General features: G+C 63.6%; 15 protein-coding genes and 1 pseudogene. 12 read left to right on the top strand and 4 right to left on the bottom strand.

From position 1 onward, the window contains the following. The first annotated feature begins 28 nt into the window (after positions 1-28). The 4 genes and pseudogenes from DM373_RS23765 to DM373_RS23755 all read left to right on the top strand — a co-directional run bounded on the left by DM373_RS23765 (position 29) and on the right by DM373_RS23755 (position 5,318). Positions 29-2,539, top strand: a complete 2,511-nt coding sequence (locus tag DM373_RS23765) for a fimbria/pilus outer membrane usher protein (protein ID WP_110995882.1) — start codon at positions 29-31, stop codon at positions 2,537-2,539. A 509-nt stretch (positions 2,540-3,048) separates the two neighbouring features. Then, a complete protein-coding gene (locus tag DM373_RS28845) occupies positions 3,049-3,642 on the top strand; it encodes a fimbrial protein (protein WP_157966882.1) in 594 nt (197 codons plus the stop codon). 92 nt (positions 3,643-3,734) lie between these two features. Beyond that, a pseudogene (locus DM373_RS29815) lies at positions 3,735-4,016 on the top strand (PAS domain-containing protein); the annotation flags it as partial. A gap of 246 nt (positions 4,017-4,262) precedes the next feature. After that, positions 4,263-5,318 carry a methyl-accepting chemotaxis protein gene (locus tag DM373_RS23755; protein ID WP_425272611.1) on the top strand — a complete coding sequence of 352 codons (1,056 nt, stop codon included), beginning with the start codon at positions 4,263-4,265 and terminating at the stop codon, positions 5,316-5,318. 74 nt (positions 5,319-5,392) lie between these two features. On the opposite strand, the gene DM373_RS23750 is transcribed toward DM373_RS23755, so the two are convergent. The 4 genes from DM373_RS23750 to norR form a co-directional block, all read right to left on the bottom strand. Then, a complete protein-coding gene (locus DM373_RS23750) occupies positions 5,393-6,127 on the bottom strand; it encodes a YkgJ family cysteine cluster protein (RefSeq protein WP_110995899.1) in 735 nt (244 codons plus the stop codon). Then, positions 6,124-6,432, bottom strand: a complete 309-nt coding sequence (locus tag DM373_RS23745) for a hypothetical protein (RefSeq protein ID WP_110995879.1) — start codon at positions 6,430-6,432, stop codon at positions 6,124-6,126. The genes DM373_RS23750 and DM373_RS23745 overlap by 4 nt, the downstream gene beginning before the upstream one ends. 86 nt (positions 6,433-6,518) lie before the next feature. After that, positions 6,519-7,418 carry a chemotaxis protein gene (locus tag DM373_RS23740; protein WP_110995878.1) on the bottom strand — a complete coding sequence of 300 codons (900 nt, stop codon included), beginning with the start codon at positions 7,416-7,418 and terminating at the stop codon, positions 6,519-6,521. 176 nt (positions 7,419-7,594) lie between these two features. After that, a complete protein-coding gene (norR, locus tag DM373_RS23735) occupies positions 7,595-9,145 on the bottom strand; it encodes a nitric oxide reductase transcriptional regulator NorR (protein ID WP_110995877.1) in 1,551 nt (516 codons plus the stop codon). A 154-nt stretch (positions 9,146-9,299) separates the two neighbouring features. On the opposite strand from norR, the gene hmpA reads away from it, so the two are divergent. From hmpA to alaC, 8 genes are all read left to right on the top strand, one after another. Further along, on the top strand, positions 9,300-10,478 hold the full coding sequence (gene hmpA / locus DM373_RS23730; protein WP_110995876.1) for an NO-inducible flavohemoprotein: 1,179 nt from the start codon (positions 9,300-9,302) through the stop codon (positions 10,476-10,478). A gap of 536 nt (positions 10,479-11,014) precedes the next feature. Further along, positions 11,015-11,533 carry a disulfide bond formation protein B gene (locus DM373_RS23725; protein ID WP_110995875.1) on the top strand — a complete coding sequence of 173 codons (519 nt, stop codon included), beginning with the start codon at positions 11,015-11,017 and terminating at the stop codon, positions 11,531-11,533. Between the two features lie 560 nt (positions 11,534-12,093). Beyond that, positions 12,094-13,038 (top strand): ubiquinol oxidase subunit II, encoded by a 945-nt coding sequence (cyoA, locus tag DM373_RS23720; RefSeq protein ID WP_110995874.1) that lies wholly within the window; start codon positions 12,094-12,096, stop codon positions 13,036-13,038. Between the two features lie 3 nt (positions 13,039-13,041). Continuing rightward, positions 13,042-15,063 carry a cytochrome o ubiquinol oxidase subunit I gene (cyoB, locus tag DM373_RS23715; protein ID WP_110995873.1) on the top strand — a complete coding sequence of 674 codons (2,022 nt, stop codon included), beginning with the start codon at positions 13,042-13,044 and terminating at the stop codon, positions 15,061-15,063. A 3-nt stretch (positions 15,064-15,066) separates the two neighbouring features. Continuing rightward, on the top strand, positions 15,067-15,690 hold the full coding sequence (gene cyoC / locus DM373_RS23710; protein WP_110995872.1) for a cytochrome o ubiquinol oxidase subunit III: 624 nt from the start codon (positions 15,067-15,069) through the stop codon (positions 15,688-15,690). Then, positions 15,690-16,022 (top strand): cytochrome o ubiquinol oxidase subunit IV, encoded by a 333-nt coding sequence (gene cyoD / locus DM373_RS23705; protein WP_110995871.1) that lies wholly within the window; start codon positions 15,690-15,692, stop codon positions 16,020-16,022. The genes cyoC and cyoD overlap by 1 nt, the downstream gene beginning before the upstream one ends. 11 nt (positions 16,023-16,033) lie before the next feature. Further along, on the top strand, positions 16,034-16,921 hold the full coding sequence (gene cyoE / locus DM373_RS23700) for a heme o synthase (RefSeq protein WP_110995870.1): 888 nt from the start codon (positions 16,034-16,036) through the stop codon (positions 16,919-16,921). A 317-nt stretch (positions 16,922-17,238) separates the two neighbouring features. Continuing rightward, a complete protein-coding gene (alaC, locus tag DM373_RS23690) occupies positions 17,239-18,447 on the top strand; it encodes an alanine transaminase (protein WP_110995869.1) in 1,209 nt (402 codons plus the stop codon). Positions 18,448-18,498: the final 51 nt, after the last annotated feature.

Below are 18,498 nucleotides of genomic sequence, written 5' to 3'. Positions count from 1 at the left end.
GCGCCCGCACTTTGATCGAGTAACCGCAATGCCCAAGATTCTCTGCCACCGGCGTCATGCCGGCGGCCCAGCCCTGCTCGCCTGTCTGCTCGGCGCCGGCTTGCCCTGTGCACAGGCGGTGACCTTCGACAGCAGCTTCATGCAGCCCTTCGGTGGCGGCTCGGCCGGCCCCAACCTGGACCTGGAAGCCATCGCCCACAACGCCCAGGTACCTCCGGGCCTGCACCAGGTGACCATCCGCCTGAACCAGAGCTTCTACGACCGCCGCGAACTGCGCTTTGACGATGCCGGCAACGGCGAGGTGCGTGCCTGCCTGAGCCCGGCGATGCTCGACGCCATGGGCGTGAAGCTGGCCGCGTTCATCGACCAGCGCGAACTGGGCACGCTGGACTGCGTCGACCTGCAGCAGGCGGTCGAAGGCGCTCTGGTGACCTTCGATCCCGCGTACCTGGCGCTGGACATCAGCGTGCCGCAGGTGGCGCTGCGTCGCGACGCAGCGGGCTACGTGGCGCCGCAAGAATGGGACGCAGGCATCAACGCCGGGCTGCTCAACTACCAGTTCACTGGCTCGCAAGGGCACACGGCGGGGCAGGGCGAGCACAACCAGTTCAGCCTGTACCTCAATGGCGGCCTCAACCTCGCCGGCTGGCGCCTGCGCTCCAACGGCAGCTACATCCAGGACCAGAACGGTCAGCGTCAGTGGCAGCGTTCGACCAGCTACGCGCAAACCGACCTGCCGGGCAGCTTCGGCACCTTCACCCTCGGCGAGAGCTTCACGGCCGGTGATGTGTTCGACAGCCTGCCGTTTCGTGGCGTGCAGGTGGCCAGCGACATCGGCATGTTGCCGGACTCGATGCAGGGCTATGCGCCGGTGATTCGCGGCGTGGCCGAAACCCGCGCGCGGGTCGAGGTGCGCCACAACGGCTATTCGCTGTACACCACCTACGTGCCGCCTGGGCCGTTCGAGATCAACGACCTCAACGCCTCCAGCGGCAGCGGTGACCTCGAGGTGATCATCACCGAGGCCGATGGCCGTGAGCGCAGCTTCACCCAGCCGTACGCCACCCTCGGTAACCTGCTGCGCGAGAACACCTGGCGCTATGGCCTGACCGTTGGCGAGTACAACGCCGCCGCCGAAAACGGCAACCGACCGGGCCTGGCCCAGGCCACGCTGGCCTATGGCCTGCCCTACGACTACACGCTGTCCGGCGGCCTGCTGGGCAACGACTTCTACCGTGCGACGCAATTGGGGCTGGGCAAGAACCTTGGCAGCCTCGGCGCCATTTCGCTGGATGTGACCCAGGCCCGCACCGAAGGCCGCGATGGCCGTACCGAGCAGGGGCGCAGCTATGGCATCCGCTACGGCAAGGCGTTCGCCACCGGCACCTCGGTGCGTTTCGCCGGTTATCGCTACTCCACCGAGGGCTACCGCGATTTCAGCGAGGCGGTGTGGCAGCATCAGGGCGATGACTTCAACCGCATGACCAAGCGCAGCCGGGTGCAGGCCAGCATCAACCAGAATTTCGGCAGCACCTCGCTGTACCTGGACCTCAGCCAGCAGGACTACTGGAACACCTCGCGCCGCGAGCGCCAGTTGCAACTGGGCGTCAACACCGTGCACCGGGGGGTGAGCTATGGCCTGTACGCCAGCAAGAGCCTGGTGGACTCCTATGGCCAGTCGAGCCTGATCAGCTTCAACGTTTCGATCCCGCTGGGGCGGGGCAGCAGTGGCAACCTGGCACTGAGCCGCAACAACGACGGCAGCTACGACCAGCGTGCCGGCTACCGAGGCCGGGACGGGCACCTCAACTACGCGGTGGATGCCAGCCATGCCGAGCGTTCCGGTGGCAGTGGCTCGGCCTCGCTCAACTACCTGGCGCCGTTCGCGCAACTGGGCGCTGGCGTGAGTGCCGGCGAGCGCTACCAGCAGGTCAACGTCAGCGCCTCGGGCTCATTGCTGGCCCACGGCGGCGGCATCGCCCTGGGCCAGACCCTGGGCGAAACCCTGGGGCTGGTGCATGTGGCCGACACCCCGGGTGTGGGCCTTGGCAATGCACCGGGTACCCGAACCGACAGCCGCGGCTATGCGCTGATCCCCTACCTCACGCCGTACCGCAAGAACCGTGTGAGCCTGGATACCAGCGGGCTGGACCACAGCACCGAGATCGAGAACGGCGTCACCAACGTGGTGCCGCGCCGGGGGGCGGTGGTCAAGGCCGAGTTCGCCGCGCAGCGGGTGGAGAAGGTGTTGCTCAACCTGCGCCTGGAGGACGGTGGGCTGCCGCCGTTCGGCGCCCAGGTGGTGGACGGAGCGCAGCGCACGGTCGGCGTGGTCGGCCCTGGCGGGCAGGCGTTGCTGGCATTCGAAGGAGACGTGGGGGCGCTGACCGTACGCTGGGGCGCCAATGCCTCGCAGCAGTGTCGGGCGCTGTTGGCACTGGCGGGCGAGGCGCCTGCACAAGGGTATCGACAGGTACAGAGTGTCTGTCGCCAGGGCGAGGTGGCGTTGGTCGAGCATCACGCCGCAGGTCGCGGATGAGGAGCGGGATAGTGGAACGAGTAATGCGTGACAGGGTTCGGACAGGCATTTGCCGTGGGCCGCTCAAGTGGGGGTTGGCAGTGCTCTTGTGGTTGCCCTTGTCGGTGATGGGCTGCAATTTCCCACCGGGTTTCTTCTACAGGGTAAACATTGATCCGGGCCACCTGTTCGTCGGTCGGGATGCCCCCATTGGCACCATCATTCGTCCTCAGCGGCCGAGCTATCAGTGGGAGAGCACGTATGGCGACCTGATTTGGTGTTATGGGACCAATCGATTCGAGGTCACGTCACCCATGCCGCAAATCCATGGCTCTAGCCTGGTCGGTCCCGGCGAGGTGATCCTGCAGACGCGGATACCGGGCATTGGTGTCGTGATGGGGGCCAGTTACGGAAGCCCTGGGCATTCGTACTGGTCGTACACGCCCGGCCAGGGGCGCTTCGGGTGGGGCGTGCCCCACACCTCGATCGTCCAGATAGAAAGCGATACGTCGGGTTCTGGAATCCGCCCCATGTACTACGACTACCGCATCATCAAGTACGGCCCTGTCGATTCGGGGATGGGGCCACAATCCCTGGCTGGTCATACCTTGGCCGAGGTCACCAACGACAAGGCAGGCAAGGTGGTCGAGCTGGTGTTCTCCGCGGGCACCCTCGACACCGCCCTGTGTGGTTTGCCCGGCGCACCGTCCACCCAGGTCACCGTGCCGATGGGCACCTGGCGCACCGGCCAGTTCACCGGTGAGGGCAGCTTCACCGATGCCCGTTCGTTCAGCATCCCGGTGCAAGCCTGTCGGGCCGGCACCGAGCCCGGCAACGAGAACTTCGCGGTGTTACGCCTGGACCCACGCAATGGTTCCAGTGTGCTCGACGCGCCGCGCGGCATCCTTGGCCTGAACCAGGACTCGGACGCCACCGGTGTTGGCGTGCAGGTGCTCAGGTCTGATCTCACGCCAATGCCGCTGATTGAGGAAGTGCAGATGACCCGCCTGCAGAATGGCGATATCCAGATCCCCATGGCTGCCCGTTACATCCAGGTTGGCAAGGACGCTCCGGTGGGCGGCGTGGCCAATGCTTCGGTGGGGTTCACCTTGACCTACAAATGACGCGAGGGTTGAGCCAGATCAAAAAATGATTGCCAATTGCCACTAATCTCGAGCGCCCTGCCGATTGTCCCCAACAACAACGAGAGCCTCCGATGAAGTGCAATTTGCCTGTTACCGGTCGCGAAGTGGATTACCCCGGCGACGCCAACATCCTGTCTACCACCGACCTGGACAGCCGCATCACCTACGCCAACGATGTGTTCATGCAGGTCAGCGGCTTTACCCGCGACGAGCTGCTGGGCCAGCCCCACCACCTGGTCCGCCACCCGGACATGCCGCCCCAGGCCTTTGCGCAGATGTGGCAGGCGCTCAAGGCCGGGCGTTCGTGGATGGGGTTGGTGAAGAACCGCTGCAAGAACGGCGACCATTACTGGGTCAGTGCGTTCGTCTCGCCCATCAGCAGTGGCGGGCAGGCGCTGGAGTATCAGTCGGTGCGCACCAAGCCGGGCAGGGAACAGGTGGCGGCGGCCGAGGCCTGTTATGCACGCCTGCGTGACGGGCGGCGCAGCTGGCGCGAACGGCTGCCGGTGACGGGCCTGGCAACGCGTCTGTCGCTGGCGGTGGCCGGGGTTGCGGCGCTGGTGATCGGCGTGGGCCAATGGTGGGCAGGGGCGCCAATGCTGGTGTCACTGGCCGAAGTGCTTGCCGTGGCGGGCCTGGCCGGGCTGGCCATCCTGCTGTTGCTGCGCCCCTATGAGCGCCTGCGCCGCCAGGCCCTGGCGATTGCCGACAACCCGTTGAGCCAGCATTTATACACTGGCCGGCGCGATGGCCTGGGCCAGATCGAGTTCGCCATGCGCATGCTCAAGGCGCAACTGGGCGCCGTGGTCGGGCGCATCGGCGACACCTCGTCGCGCCTGGCCGGGCATTCCGGCTCGCTGGTCGAGGCGCTGCACAGCAGCCATGCCAATAGCCTTGAGCAGCAGAGCGAGGCCGATCAGGTGGCCACTGCCATTCACCAGATGAGCGCGAGCGTGGCCCAGGTGGCCAGCAGCGCGCAGATGGCTTCGATGGCCGCCGACCAGGCCGAGGGCGAGACCCAGGCCGGGCACCAGCTGGTGGACCGCAACCGCTGCGCGATCCAGGACCTGGCCGGCTCGCTGGTCGAGGCCGGCGAGGTGATCCAGCAACTGGAAAGCCACAGCAGCGAGATCTCCGGGGTGCTCGACGTGATCCGCGGCATTGCCGAGCAGACCAACCTGCTGGCGCTCAACGCCGCCATCGAGGCGGCGCGGGCCGGCGACCAGGGGCGCGGCTTTGCCGTGGTCGCCGATGAGGTGCGTGGTTTGGCCCAGCGCACCGCACAGTCCACCCACGACATCCAGCACATGATCAGCGCCCTGCAGGACGGTGCCCGCGCGGCCGTGCAGGTGATGCGCGAGAGCAGCGCCCATGCCGGGCACAGTGTCGAGCAGGCGCAACTGGCCAGCGATGCGCTGGACAGCATCAGCGTGCGGGTCAACCAGATCAACGAGATGAGTTTGCAGATTGCCGCGGCGGTGGAGCAGCAGAGCCAGGTCAGCGAGAACATCAACCGCAACATCATCAGCATCCGTCAGGCCAGCGAGGCGACGGTGCAGGTGGGGCAGCGCAGCCATGGCAGCGCCAGCGACGTGGCGGATCTGGCGCAGGACCTGCGGCGGTTGGCGGATGAGTTCTGGCGCAGGTGTCAGTGATGGAGGCCATCGCGGGGCAAGCCCGCTCCCACGCCGATGTGGGAGCGGGCTTGCCCCGCGATAGGGCCTTTTGATCAGAAGCCGATAAAGGCGTAGTACACCGGCGTCTCGGCGGTAGTCTGCAACCCATGACCTTGCAGGCTATCGGCCAACTCGCCATCCACCACATGCACCTGCCACTGGGCGGGGTTATCCACAGGCACCGCGTCCAATACCGTCGCCAGCGCCCCCATGTCCGGCAGCCAGGCGGTAAAACCGTTGCCTTTCAGCGCACTGGTGGTGATCCCCAGCGCCTGGCAGATGGCGACCTTGCTGGCGATGTCTTCACGGTCGGCCTGGCGCGACGCCTCGATCAAGCCGCGCAGTTCTGCATCCTGCAGCACCCCGCCATGGATCAGCTCCGGCCCCTGTTCCCAGGCCTCGGCCGGGCAGTCCTTGCTCTCGGGGCGCAGCGGCAGGTGCGGGTTGATCTCGGCCGGGTAGATGCGGCACACCAGCGGGCGGCTTTCATAGATGCTGCACAGGTCGTCGGCGTCCAGGTTGCGGCAGCGCCCCGGGTTGAACGCGGCGAAGGTCACCGACACGCGCAGCTCGCCTGTGCCGCAGGGCACCGGGTGGGAGCGGCGCAGCACGTGTTCGCGCTGCGCTGGCGGCATGCCCGGGCCATCGGCCATGAAGCCTTCGATCAGCACGATCACCTGGCCCCCGGCGTGCGCCCACTGGCCGGCTTCGGCGAGGGTCAGCGGCACATGGTGGCCGGTGCAGCACTTGCCGCAGCCGGTACAGCCGAAACGGATGCTGTCGCTCACTTGCCGGCCGCCCACTCGGTGACGAAAGCCTGCTGGCGCTGGCGGTCGTACAGGCACAGTTCGGTGCCGGTGGCGTTGTTCATGTGCTTTTGCGGGTACACGCCTTCGATCAACAGAGCGCTGTAGCCGACCTGGTCGTCGAATTCGGCAGGCTTGCCCAGGGCGTGGGCTTGCTTGAACTGGCTGGCCTTCAGGCAAGCCTTGAGCATGTGCTGGCGCTGGTCGTTCCAGGCCTGGGTGCTGGACGCGTGGGCCGCGCCGCTGAACAGCGCGAAAGCGATCAGCAGGGAGCTGAGGTATTTCATGTGCGGGTCCGCCGTTGGCTGCGAAGGGCGCGAATTATGCCCGAACGCACCCCGGCAGCAAGCCGGGGAGTTTGTCGCTGAATATATCAGCGCTCGGCGAACACCACAGCACGGGCGGCCACCACCAGGCAGTCGGTCAGCTCCGGCGAACTGAACTTGGTGAGGATGGCGTTGGCCCCGGCTTCCTCGGCCTTCTTGCCGCTCATGGCGCTGTCCAGCGAGGTGTGCAGCAGGATGTACAGGTGCTTGAAGTCCGGGGTTTCGCGCAGGGTACGGGTGAAGGCGAAGCCGTCCATTTCGGACATTTCGATGTCCGAAACGATGATGTTGATCTCCCGCTCGGTGCCTTGCAGCTCCAGCAGTACGTTGATTGCATCCTTGGCGCTGCGTGCGGTGTGGCATTCGATGCCGAGGTTGCGCAAGGTGTGCACCGATTGCTGCAGCGCCACCTGGCTGTCGTCGACCACCAGGATGTTGGCGGCCGCCAGCAGGCTTGCGTCTTCTTCGCTGACTTCGCCCGGGTGCGGTTCGTGCTGAGGCGGGGCGATGCCGTGGATGACCTTTTCGATGTCCAGCACCTGCACCAGGGTGTTGTCGACCCGGGTCACGCCGGTGATGAACGAGCGGTTGCCCGAGCCGAACGGCGGCGGCTTGATGTCGGTGCTCAGGCAATGGACGATGCGGCTCACCGCCTGCACGTGCAGGCCCTGGCGCGAGCGGCTGATCTCGGTGACGATCAGGCAGCCACCGTCGGGGTCGGCCAGGGGCATTTCACCGATGGCGCGGGACAGGTCGATCACCGACAACGAGTTGCCGCGCAGGGTGGCCACGCCTTTGACGTGCGGGTGGGCCTCCGGCAGCTTGGTCAGCGGCGGGCAGGTGATGATCTCGCTGACCTTGAGCAGGTTGATTGCCATCAGCTTGCTGCTGCGCAGGGTGAACAGCAGCAGGGACAAGGAGTCCGCGCGGGCTTTTTGCGTGGCCATGGGCAACCTTCGTTCGGATAAGGGGGAGGATGCCGGGTTATCGGCTTTGTGACGTCAGGCTTTAGCTTAGTTTGCTATTTGTGGCCCATCGCGGGGCCAGCCCGCTCCCACGCAGACAGCGTATACGCTCGTGGGAGCGGCGGTGCGCCGATGCGACTTGCCCCGCGATGGCGTATTCAGCGCAGCCCCAAGCGCTTGGCCAAACGACTCAGGTTGGCCCGGTCCAAGCCCAGTTCCCGCGCCGCAGCCGCCCAGTTATCACCATGGCGCTTCAGGCACTCCTCGACGATCTGGCGCTGGTACTCATCCAGCGCCTCACGCAATCCGCCGTTCGGCAGTGGCGCCTGCGCCAGCTCCACAGGGGCGGGCAACTGTGCATTGGGCACGGCAGGGCGCAGATCAAGATCCGCCGCCTCCAGGGTAAGAATCTTCGGCCGTTGCCCATGCTGCCCCAGCGCCTTGAGCGCCGAGCGCCCGATCAGGTGCTCCAGCTCACGCACGTTGCCCGGCCAGTCGTAGGCCAACAGCGCCGCCTGGGCCTCGGCGGACAGGCGCAGGCTGCCCAGGCCCAGGCGCGAGCGATTCTGTTCCAGGAAGTAGCCGGCCAGCATCAGCACGTCGCGGCCGCGCTCGCGCAGCGGTGGTACCTGCAACGGGTACACGCTGAGGCGGTGATAGAAGTCGGCGCGGTAATGGCCGTTGCGTACCTCTTCGGCGAGGTCGCGGTTGGTGGCGGCGATCAGGCGCACGTCCACCTGGTGATCGCGGTCCGAGCCCAGCCGTTGCAGTTGGCCGCTCTGCAGCACCCGCAGCAGCTTGGCCTGCACAGCCAGGGGCAGTTCGCCGACCTCGTCGAGGAACAGCGTGCCGCCGTTGGCCAGTTCGAACTTGCCGCGCCGCTCGCCGTGGGCGCCGGTGAAGGCACCACGCACGTGGCCGAACAGTTCGCTTTCCACCAGGGTGTCGGGCAGGGCGGCGCAATTGAGGCTGATCAGCGGCTTGTCGGCGCGCTTGCTGGCGCGGTGCAGGGCCTGGGCCACCAGCTCCTTGCCGACACCGGTTTCGCCGGTGATCAGCACGGTCAGGTCGCTGCCGCCAACCAGGCGGATCTCTTCGACCAGGCGCTTGTGCGCCTTGCTCTGGCCGATCAGCTCCTTGTCCTGGCCGCTGGCCTGGCGGTACACCTCGGCGCGCTGGTGTTCATCCTCGGCGCGCAGGGCCAGGTGCTCGATGCGCTCGGCCACGGTGACGGTGGCGGCGGCCAGGCTGGCGAAGGCCTGCAGGGCGTCCAGCTCCAGGCTCTGGAACTGGCCGGGGGTGAGGGCATCGAGGGTCAGCAGGCCCCAGGGCTGTTCGTCGACCATCAGCGGGCAGCCCATGCAGTCGTGCACTTCGAGGTCGACATGTTCGGCATCGACCAGGCCGTCGTAGGGGTCGGGCAGCGGGCTGTCGCTGGGGAAGCGGGTCGGCTCGGGGCGGCTGAGCAGGGCCTGGAAGCGCGGGTGCTCGCTGACCCGAAAGCGCCGGCCCAGGGTGTCCGGTGACAGGCCGTCCACCGCCAGCGGTACCAGCCATTCACCGTCCAGGCGCAGCAGCGCCGCGGCGTCGCACGGCAACAGGCCGCGCATGGCCTGCAGCAGGCGGCGGTAGCGTTCCTGGTCGGGCAGGTCGCAGGACAGGTCGCTGACCAGGGGCAGCAGGGCGGTGAGCAGGGGTCTTGCAGTCATATGGACTCCATTTGGTCGAAATGACTATACGCTTGAGTGTGTCCTTTTGACACTTATATGTTCAAGGGCCTGATTTTATTGACTTTTAAAGTTGGCACGATTGCTGATAAGTCAAAGGCAACCATTCGAAGCCAAAGGCTCAGGAGTTGTAGCAATGCTCAATGCCGAACAACGTGCAATCATCAAGGCCACTGTTCCTCTGCTGGAAAGCGGCGGCGAAGCGCTGACCACCCACTTCTACAAGATGATGCTCAGCGAGTTCCCCGAGGTGCGTCCGCTGTTCAACCAGGCCCACCAGGCCAGCGGCGACCAGCCGCGCGCCCTGGCCAATGGCGTGCTGATGTACGCCCGCCACATCGACAAGCTTGAACAGCTCGGTGGCCTGGTCGGCCAGATCATCAACAAGCATGTGGCCCTGCAGATCCTCCCCGAGCATTATCCGATCGTCGGCAGCTGCCTGTTGCGCGCCATCGAGGAAGTGCTGGGCAAGGAGATCGCCACCCCTGAAGTGATCGCCGCCTGGGGCGCCGCCTACGGCCAGCTGGCCGACATCCTGATCGGCGCCGAAGAGAGCCTGTATAAACAGAAGGAAGAAGCCGCCGGCGGCTGGCGTGGTGCCCGCGAGTTCCGCCTGGTGCGCCGCGAGCAGGAAAGCAGCGAGATCGTCTCGTTCTACTTCGCCCCGGTGGATGGCAAGCCGGTGCTCAAGGCCGAGCCGGGCCAGTACATCGGCCTGCAGCTGTTCATCGATGGCGCCGAGCAGCGCCGCAACTATTCGCTGTCGGCCCTGTGCGACGGTGAGCAGTACCGCATCAGCGTCAAGCGCGAAGCGGGCGGCAAGGTGTCCAACTACCTGCACGACGGGCTGATGGTGGGCGACACCCTGCAGCTGTTCCCGCCATCCGGCGACTTCACCCTGGCGGCCAGCGACAAGCCGCTGGTGCTGATCAGCGGCGGCGTGGGCATCACTCCGACCTTGGCCATGCTCGAGGCTGCATTGAAAACCCAGCGCCCGGTGCATTTCATCCACTGCGCACGCAATGGTGCGGTGCATGCCTTTGCCGACTGGATTGACGGCCTGGCCGCGCGTCATCCACAGCTCAAGCGCTTTTATTGCTATGCCGAGGATGACGGTAGCCAGGCGGCTGATGCCGTGGGCCTGCTGAGCCAGGAGCTGCTGGCCGAGTGGCTGCCACGCGAGCGTGATGTGGATGCCTACTTCCTGGGGCCGAAGGGCTTCATGGCGGCGATCAAGCGCCAGCTCAAGGCGATTGGTGTGCCGGAAGGGCAGAGCCGTTATGAGTTCTTCGGGCCGGCGGCGGCGCTGGAGTAATTCGCTTCTCCCATCGCGGGGCAAGCCCGCTCCCACGCCAGTGCCTCCGGGTTGAGCGTGGGAGCGGCGGTGCGCCGGTGCGACTTGCCCCGCGATGGATTTCACCCCAATCGCTGCGGTTCGGCGTTCTGTCGGGCCGGCAGCACCCGGATGCTCCGGCCGTGGGTAATCGAGAACGAAGCGGACGATGACATTCGCGCCATCGGCCTGGCCGAGCGCCGAACCGCAGCGATTGGGCCCAGCCTCCCTTCTATATAAGGAAGTGATGAACGCGGTTACACCTGCGTTCATCTTTAATCCTCCTTTAATCACTGTATCCTTCACTCCCGAGTGTCGAGGGGCTGGTCCCTGCCCGGCGCTCGGGCTGCCGCGTTTTTTACGCGCAGCAGTGAACCGAAACCGACCCGCTCGGTCCTAGGTCATCAATGGATAGCCGCGCTTACCGTTCCTCGACGCAGTCACAGGTCCACTCCAGCGTGTAGACTTGGCGCCCCTCGGGCAGCCAGCGCTGCCACTCTCCATCGAAGGAATCGGCAATGAACGAACTCTCATCGCGCCTGAACCGCGAACGGCGCTTCCTGGTGCTCCTTGGCCTGATCTGCCTGGCGCTGATCGGCGGTGCCCTGTACATGCAGGTGGTGCTGGGCGAAGCGCCATGCCCGCTGTGCATCCTGCAACGCTACGCCTTGCTGTTCATCGCGATCTTTGCCTTCATCGCCGCGGCCATGCCCGGGCGTAAAAGCCTGACCCTGTTCGAGGCGCTGGTGGTGCTGAGTGCCATCGGTGGCATCGTTGCAGCCGGTAACCATGTGTATATACTCGCCAACCCGATGGTCAGCTGCGGTATCGACACCTTGCAGCCGATCGTCGATGACCTGCCGCTGGCCAAGCTCTGGCCGCTGGCCTTCCAGGTCGACGGCTTCTGCTCGACGCCCTACCCACCGATTCTCGGTCTGTCGCTTGCCCAGTGGGCCCTGTTGGCGTTCGTGCTGACGGCCATCCTGGTGCCGCTGGGGATCTACCGTAACCGTCGCCACGAACGCACCGTTCGTTAGACCAAAGTCCTTGTTTGACCCAGGTCTATTGCGCGGCGAGATAAGTAGCAAATCAGCCCCCAGGGTTGCTCTGGATCAACCACCAGGCCTTGCGCCACAAGGGTTTCAGGGCTACTGCGCGGGGTGCGACAAACTGTCGCGAAGTTGATTTTTGGGGTGCTATTGTTACGGATTCTGTAAAAGACTGTTGCTCAATAAGTCATAGTCAATGGGGGGCGACCTATCTACAATCGCCCCCAATTTCCGTTCGGCACTGCTTGCGAGTCGCAGGATTGAAGGAAGCCGCAGCGCTTTCTTATTGCTGACTTCGTCAAGTTTCGCCCAACGGCGATCCGGGCGGACACCCCTCCGCGTTTTCCCGCACCAAATGGACTTGGTCTGAAGTACAGGCCGTTTGCCTACGAAACCATAAAGCACCGTATACGCGCTCGCGCCCAGGTCCAGCAGTCGGACCACAGGCAGGGGCGAATTCGGGCTCGAAATGCTAACGCTTGGCAGGACGAAGTGTTGGCTACCAAAACACAAATTGCATTGAAGCAAGCTGATCTAGAGGTCGTGAGATGAGTAAAAAGCGTTACCCCAGACTGTTTGGCATATTGCCCTTTTTAGGCATGCTTTTACTCAGTGGGTGCAACTGGACCCTGCTCGACCCGAAGGGCCAGGTAGGCATTGAGCAGAAGAACCTGATCCTGATCGCCACCGGCTTGATGCTGCTGGTGGTTATTCCCGTGATCATCATGACCCTGGCGTTCGCCTGGAAGTACCGTGCTTCCAACAAGTCCGCCACCTACACCCCTGACTGGTCGCACTCGACCAAGATCGAGGCCGCGGTGTGGATCATCCCGATCCTGATCATCATCGCCCTGGGTTATGTCACCTACCACTCCACCCACAAGCTGGACCCGTACCGTCCACTGGATTCCGATGTGAAGCCGGTGCAGATCGACGTGGTCGCGCTGGACTGGAAATGGCTGTTCATCTACCCGGAACAAGGCATTGCCACGGTCAACAAGATCGTCTTCCCGGCCAACACCCCGGTCAACTTCCGCGTCACCTCGGACGCCGTGATGAACTCGTTCTTCATCCCGGGCCTGGGCGGCCAGATCTACGCCATGGCTGGCATGACCACCAAACTGCACCTGATCGCCAACGAGAACGGTGTGTTTGACGGTATCAGCGCCAACTACAGCGGCGCCGGTTTCACCGGTATGAAATTCAAGGCAACCGCCACTTCGCAAGCTGACTTCGATGCATGGGTCGCTGAAGTGAAGGCCTCGCCGAAGAAGCTGGACAAGGCCGAATACGAAGCCCTGGCCAAACCAAGCGAAAACAACCCGGTCGCGCTGTACAGCGAGGCACCGGCTGACCAGTTCCAGCGCATCGTCGACAAGTACGAAGGCATGAACCGCGGCAAGCCGGTCCACGAAGAAGCAGGCAGCAAAGATCTGGCCACTACCAAGGGTGTGGAATCGAGTATGCAACCAGCTGCCGGTGCAGAGGAGTAAGAGATGTTCGGTAAATTAACTCTGGAGGCGATACCGTATCACGAGCCGATAGTCATGGTGACGCTTGCCATGATCGCGCTCGGTGGTATCGCTGTCGTTGGTGCCATCACCTATTTCCGCAAGTGGACCTACTTGTGGACCGAGTGGCTGACCACGGTCGACCACAAGAAAATCGGCGTGATGTACATCATCGTCGCTATGGTCATGCTGCTGCGCGGCTTCGCCGACGCCATCATGATGCGTACCCAGCTGGCTGCCGCTACCGGTGGCTCCGAAGGCTACCTGCCGCCTGAACACTATGACCAGATCTTCACCGCCCACGGTGTGATCATGATCATCTTCATGGCGATGCCGTTCTTCACCGGCCTGATGAACCTGGCGGTTCCTCTGCAGATCGGTGCACGTGACGTTGCCTTCCCGTTCCTGAACTCCCTGAGCTTCTACCTGCTGCTGGCAGGCGTGCTGCTGGTCAACATCTCGCTGGGCGTTGGTGAATTCGCCAAGACCGGCTGGGTTGCCTATCCGCCGCTCGCGGGCATTCAGTACAGCCCTGGGGTGGGTGTCGACTACTACATCTGGGCGCTACAGCTCTCAGGCTTGGGTACGACGCTTACCGGCGTGAACTTCCTCGTCACCGTGATGAAGATGCGCGCACCTGGCATGAAGCTGATGGACATGCCGATCTTCACCTGGACCTGCACCTGGGCCAACGTGCTGATCGTCGCTTCGTTCCCGATCCTGACCGCCGCACTCGCCCTGCTGACTGTTGACCGTTATCTGGACTTCCACATTTTCACCAACGAGCTTGGTGGGAACCCGATGATGTACGTCAACCTGTTCTGGGCCTGGGGTCACCCTGAGGTTTACATCCTGATCCTGCCGGCCTTCGGCGTGTTTTCGGAAGTGACTTCGACGTTCTCTGGCAAACGCCTGTTCGGCCACCACTCGATGATCTACGCATCGGGCGCCATCGCCATCCTCGGCTTTGCGGTCTGGCTGCACCACTTCTTCACCATGGGTGCCGGCGCCAGCGTCAACACCTTCTTCGGCCTGGCGACGATGCTGATCTCCATTCCGACCGGTGTGAAGCTGTTCAACTGGCTGTTCACCATGTACCAAGGCCGTGTGCGCTTCACCGCACCGATGCTCTGGACCCTGGGCTTCATGGTCACCTTCTCCATCGGTGGCATGACCGGCGTACTGCTGGCCGTTCCAGGTGCTGACTTCGTTCTGCACAACAGCCTGTTCGTTATCGCTCACTTCCACAACGTGATCATCGGTGGCGCGGTATTCGGCTACATCGCCGGTTTCGCCTTCTGGTTCCCGAAAGCCTTCGGCTTCACCCTGAACGAGAAGTGGGGCAAAGCTGCCTTCTGGTTCTGGCTGTCGGGCTTCTACGTTGCGTTCATGCCGCTGTACGCCCTGGGCTTCATGGGCATGACCCGTCGTCTGAACCACTCCGACAACCCACTGTGGGAACCCTACCTGTACGTAGCCGTTGTCGGCGCCGTGCTGATCCTGTTCGGTATCGCTTGCCAGCTGATCCAGATCTTCGTGTCGGTTCGCGACCGCAAAGACAACATGGACGTCACTGGCGACCCATGGGGCGGCCGTACCATCGAATGGTCCACTTCGTCGCCACCTCCGTTCTACAACTTCGCTCACATGCCTGAGAAAGTTGGCCTGGACGCCTGGCACGAAGCCAAGGAAGCCGGCGTTGCGTACAAGGCCCCGGCCAAGTACGAAGCGATCCACATGCCGAGCAACACCTCCACCGGTCTGTTCATGGGTCTGTTCCTGACCGTGTTCGGCTTCGCCTTCATCTGGCACATCTGGTGGCTGGTGGGTGCGAGCCTGGTTGCGACCATCGCGGTCTTCGTTCGCCACGCTGCACGTGACGACCAGGGCTACATGGTTCCGGCCGAAGAAGTGGCGCGCATCGAAGGCGAGCGCATGAAGGCGCTGGCCAAGGCTGGTGTACTGCCTGCCGGCGGCGCACGTGTCGAATCGTTTGAACGGGTGTAATCAATGTCCAGTCAAGTAATCCACGGTGCTGCTCATGGTCACGACCATGGGCACGACGAGCACCACCACGACTCGGGCCAGATGACCGTCCTCGGTTTCTGGCTGTACCTGATGACCGACTGCATCCTGTTTGCGTCGCTCTTCGCCACCTACGCGGTGCTGTCCGGCGGTTTCGCCGGTGGCCCGTCGGGTCACGACATCTTCCAGCTCGACTTCGTGCTGGTTGAAACCGCGTTCCTGCTGCTGTCCTCGATCACCTTCGGCTTCGCCATGCTGAAGATGTTCGACGGCAAGAAAGCAGGTGTACTGGGCTGGTTGGCCGTGACCTTCCTGTTCGGTGCTGGCTTCATCGCGATGGAAATCTACGAGTTCCATCACCTGATCGCTGAGGGCTACGGCCCGCAGCGCAGCGGCTTCCTGTCGGCGTTCTTCGCGCTGGTCGGTACCCACGGTCTGCACGTGACCGCCGGTCTGATCTGGATGGCGATCATGATGTACCAGATCAACAAGCACGGCATCACGCCGACCGCCAAGACCCGCATGAGCTGCCTGAGCCTGTTCTGGCACTTCCTCGACGTGGTCTGGATCTGCGTATTCACCGTCGTCTACCTGCTGGGGGTTCTGTAATGGCTAACGCACACGACACTCATCACGAAGGCAGCCACGGCAGCGTGAAGTCCTACATGATCGGCTTCGTACTGTCGATCATCCTGACCGCGATCCCGTTCGGCCTGGTGATGTACCCAAGCCTGCCGAAGAACCTGACCGTCCTGATCGTGGTGGCCATGGCCGTCATCCAGGTGGTAGTGCACCTCGTGTACTTCCTGCACATGGACCGCTCGAAAGAGCAGCGTTCCAACGTGTCGACGTTCCTGTTCACCGTTCTGGTAATTGCACTGCTGGTCGGCCTGTCGCTGTGGATCATGTTCAGCATCCACTTCGAAATGATGGCCAAGTGAGGTAAGACTGCATGTCCGTGAAGCACTTTATCCAAATCACCAAACCGGGGATCATTTTCGGTAACGTGCTTTCCGTGGCAGGCGGGTTCTTCCTTGCCGCGAAGGGCCAAGTGGACTTCGCCCTGTTCCTGGCAGTGGTGATCGGTACTTCCCTGGTGGTCGCGTCCGGATGCGTGTTCAACAACTGCATCGACCGTGACATCGACCACAAGATGGAGCGCACCAAGAACCGCGTCATGGTGCAGGGCGGCATGTCGCTGACCCTCGCGCTGATCTACGCCACCCTGCTCGGGGTGGCGGGTTTCAGCTTGTTGTATGTGCAGGCCAACCCGCTGTCGGCGTTCTGCGCCCTGGTTGGCTTCGTGGTCTACGTCGGTTTCTACAGCCTCTGGCTGAAACGCAAATCGGTGCACGGCACCCTGGTCGGCAGCCTGTCCGGTGCCATGCCTCCGGTGATCGGCTACTGCGCCGTGAGCAACAGCTTCGACCTCGCTGCAGTGACCCTGCTGGTGATGTTCAGCCTGTGGCAGATGCCGCACAGCTTCGCCATCGCCATCTTCCGCTTCAAGGACTACAGCGCTGCCAACATTCCGGTCCTGCCGGTGGCGCGCGGTATCCTCGCGGCGAAGAAGCAGATCGTGCTGTACGTGCTGGCCTTCGTGCTCGCCACCCTGATGCTGACCTTGGGCGGCTATGCCGGCCTGGGTTACCTCGCCGTGGCAGCCGCCATGGGCCTGTACTGGCTGTACATGGCCTGGGGCGGCTACAAGGCCGAGGACGACAGCAAGTGGGCGCGCAAGGTATTTGGCTTCTCCATCCTCACCGTCACCGCCCTGAGCGTGATGATGGGTGTGGACAGCCAGACCGCAGCCGATGTGCTGATGACCTACGCACGCTGATACAGCGGGCTGTTACACCAAGAACCCCGGCCTTGCGCCGGGGTTTTTTTATGCCTGTTATTCCTGTGCCGGCGGCTTCGCGGGTAAACCCGCTGCCACAGGGACCGCGCCAACCCTGTGGGAGCGGGTTTACCCGCGAAGCGGCCGGCCCCGAAAACATAAATCGTTGATTTTCAAAAAATACATCTGAAAAGGTTAAACAAAACAGGAAATTGTCCTTTACAGGAATGTTGCCTCGGCACTATCTTCTGTTTCGGCCGCCGCAGCGGCCAACGTCGCTCGGACGGTTCCGGGCGCTTACGTCTCCAGAGGAAAGCATGGCCAATCCAGGTTCGCCGCGCCGTTTCGCGCGCATCGATCGTCTGCCCCCTTACGTCTTCAACATCACCGCCGAACTCAAGATGGCTGCCCGCCGCCGTGGCGAGGACATCATCGACCTGAGCATGGGCAACCCCGATGGCGCCACCCCGCCGCACATCGTCGAGAAGCTGGTGCAGGTCGCCCAGCGTGAAGACACCCATGGCTATTCCACCTCGCGCGGTATCCCGCGCCTGCGCCGGGCCATTTCCAACTGGTACAAGGACCGCTACGAGGTCGAGATCGACCCGGAAAGCGAAGCCATCGTCACCATCGGCTCGAAAGAGGGCCTGGCGCACCTGATGCTCGCCACCCTCGACCAGGGCGACACCGTGCTGGTGCCCAACCCCAGCTACCCGATCCACATCTACGGCGCGGTGATCGCCGGCGCCCAGGTGCGTTCGGTGCCCTTGGTGCCGGGTGTGGACTTCTTCAACGAGCTGGAGCGGGCGATCCGCGAGTCGATCCCCAAGCCGAAGATGATGATCCTCGGCTTCCCGTCCAACCCCACTGCCCAGTGCGTCGAGCTGGATTTCTTCGAGCGCGTGGTGGCCCTGGCCAAGCAGTACGACGTGCTGGTGGTGCACGACCTGGCCTACGCCGATATCGTCTACGACGGCTGGAAGGCGCCGTCGATCATGCAGGTGCCGGGGGCCAAGGACATCGCGGTGGAGTTCTTCACCCTGTCCAAGAGCTACAACATGGCCGGCTGGCGGATCGGCTTCATGGTCGGCAACCCGGAGCTGGTCAGCGCCCTGGCACGCATCAAGAGTTACCACGACTACGGCACCTTCACCCCGTTGCAGGTGGCGGCCATCGCCGCCCTGGAAGGCGACCAGCAATGCGTGCGCGATATCGCCGAGCAGTACCGCCAGCGCCGCAACCTGCTGGTCAAGGGCCTGCACGAGATGGGCTGGATGGTCGAGAACCCTAAAGCGTCGATGTACGTCTGGGCCAAGATCCCCGAGCAGTACGCACACCTTGGTTCGCTGGAGTTTTCCAAGAAGCTGCTGGCCGAGGCCAAGGTCTGCGTGTCGCCGGGCGTGGGTTTCGGCGACTACGGTGATGACCATGTGCGCTTCGCCCTGATCGAGAACCAGGACCGCATTCGCCAGGCCATCCGCGGCATTCGCCAGATGTTCCGGGCCGATGGTTTGACCAGCAAGTAAGCAGGCCTGGCCCAATCGCGGGGCAAGTCGCATCGGCGCACCGCCGCTCCC

Origin of the sequence: Pseudomonas sichuanensis (assembly GCF_003231305.1) — a bacterium.
GTDB classification, from domain to species: domain Bacteria; phylum Pseudomonadota; class Gammaproteobacteria; order Pseudomonadales; family Pseudomonadaceae; genus Aquipseudomonas; species Aquipseudomonas sichuanensis.
Note: the sequence above shows the minus strand (reverse complement) of the source record. Positions and strands in the feature narration are given on the sequence as shown.

Bases quoted from the DNA above. Each gene is read 5' to 3' on its own strand.
- DM373_RS23765 (WP_110995882.1), top strand. From the start codon at position 29: ATGCCCAAGATTCTCTGCCACCGGCGTCATGCCGGCGGCCCAGCCCTG.
- DM373_RS28845 (WP_157966882.1), top strand. From the start codon at position 3,049: ATGTACTACGACTACCGCATCATCAAGTACGGCCCTGTCGATTCGGGG.
- DM373_RS23745 (WP_110995879.1), bottom strand. From the start codon at position 6,432: ATGAAATACCTCAGCTCCCTGCTGATCGCTTTCGCGCTGTTCAGCGGC.
- DM373_RS23740 (WP_110995878.1), bottom strand. From the start codon at position 7,418: ATGGCCACGCAAAAAGCCCGCGCGGACTCCTTGTCCCTGCTGCTGTTC.
- norR (WP_110995877.1), bottom strand. From the start codon at position 9,145: ATGACTGCAAGACCCCTGCTCACCGCCCTGCTGCCCCTGGTCAGCGAC.
- hmpA (WP_110995876.1), top strand. From the start codon at position 9,300: ATGCTCAATGCCGAACAACGTGCAATCATCAAGGCCACTGTTCCTCTG.
- DM373_RS23725 (WP_110995875.1), top strand. From the start codon at position 11,015: ATGAACGAACTCTCATCGCGCCTGAACCGCGAACGGCGCTTCCTGGTG.
- cyoA (WP_110995874.1), top strand. From the start codon at position 12,094: ATGAGTAAAAAGCGTTACCCCAGACTGTTTGGCATATTGCCCTTTTTA.
- cyoB (WP_110995873.1), top strand. From the start codon at position 13,042: ATGTTCGGTAAATTAACTCTGGAGGCGATACCGTATCACGAGCCGATA.
- cyoC (WP_110995872.1), top strand. From the start codon at position 15,067: ATGTCCAGTCAAGTAATCCACGGTGCTGCTCATGGTCACGACCATGGG.
- cyoD (WP_110995871.1), top strand. From the start codon at position 15,690: ATGGCTAACGCACACGACACTCATCACGAAGGCAGCCACGGCAGCGTG.
- cyoE (WP_110995870.1), top strand. From the start codon at position 16,034: ATGTCCGTGAAGCACTTTATCCAAATCACCAAACCGGGGATCATTTTC.
- alaC (WP_110995869.1), top strand. From the start codon at position 17,239: ATGGCCAATCCAGGTTCGCCGCGCCGTTTCGCGCGCATCGATCGTCTG.